Here is a 1,203-nt window from a genome sequence, read left to right on the forward strand (position 1 = left end):
CGACGTCCCCCCGCCTTTGAGTAGCACAGCGGTTTGGAGTCCAATCCCCCATCCGAAGGAGATTGGACGTGAAGAAGCGCTTTTCTGAAGAACAGATCATCGGCTTCCTGCGTGAGGCAGAGGCCGGCATGGCAGTGAAAGACCTCTGCCGCAAGCACGGCTTCAGCGAGGCCTCCTACTACCTGTGGCGCAGCAAGTTCGGCGGCATGAGCGTGCCGGACGCCAAGCGCCTGAAGGAGCTGGAGACGGAGAACGGGCGGCTGAAGAAGCTCCTGGCCGAGCAGGTCCTCGAGAACGAGGTCATCAAGGACGCCCTGCGAAAAAAGTGGTGACCGCGCCAGCCCGTCGTGGGCTGGTGCGGCACTTGATGGATCGGGGCTTAAGCGAGCGGCGCTCGCTGGCCGTCATGCGCATGAGCGCCAGCGCCTTGCGCTATGCGCCGCGCCCGGACCGCAATGTCGAACTGCGCGAGCGCATCCTGGCGCTGGCGCACCGGCACAAGCGCTACGGCGTCGGGATGATCTACCTCAAGCTCAGGCAGGAAGGGATGCTCGTGAACTACAAGCGCGTGGAACGGCTGTACCAGGAAGCGAAGCTGCAGGTGCGGCGGCGCAAGCGCAAGAAGGTGCCGGTGGGCGAGCGTCAGCCGCTGTTGCGGCCCTTGGCGGCTAACCAGGTCTGGTCCATGGACTTCGTCTTCGACCGCACGGCCGAGGGGCGCGTGATCAAGTGCCTGACCATCGTCGATGACGCCACGCACGAAGCGGTCGCCATCGAGGTCGAGCGAGCGATCTCGGGCCACATGCTCACGCGGGTGCTCGATCGCCTGGCGCTCAGCCGTGGCCTGCCCAACGTGATCCGCACTGACAACGGCAAGGAGTTTTGCGGCAGGGCGATGGTCACGTGGGCGCACGAGCGCGGCGTGCAGTTGCGCCTGATCGAGCCAGGCAAACCCAACCAGAACGCTTACGTTGAGTCCTTCAACGGCCGCCTGCGCGATGAGTGCCTCAACGAGCACTGGTTCACCCACTTGCTGCACGCCCGCGCCGTGATCGAGACCTGGCGACGCGAATACAACGAAGAGAGACCGAAGGCGGCCCTCAGCGGGATGACGCCAGCGGCCTATGCACGGCACCTGGCAAACACAGATACGATCAACCCCGGACTCTAAACCCGACCGCTACTGAAAGCGGGGGGATGTCG

The 1,203-nt window shown here is 64.5% G+C and carries 1 protein-coding gene; it reads left to right on the forward strand.

The window, feature by feature from the left end; genetic code table 11:
* Positions 1–128 precede the first annotated feature (128 nt).
* A protein-coding gene (locus tag C7456_RS16725) for an IS3 family transposase (protein ID WP_425454645.1) occupies positions 129–1,171 on the forward strand; the annotation gives its coding sequence in 2 pieces (ribosomal slippage) (positions 129–315 and positions 315–1,171; 1,044 coding nt in all).
* Positions 1,172–1,203 lie beyond the last annotated feature (32 nt).

Source organism: Fulvimonas soli (genome assembly GCF_003148905.1).
GTDB classification, from domain to species: Bacteria; Pseudomonadota; Gammaproteobacteria; order Xanthomonadales; family Rhodanobacteraceae; genus Fulvimonas; species Fulvimonas soli.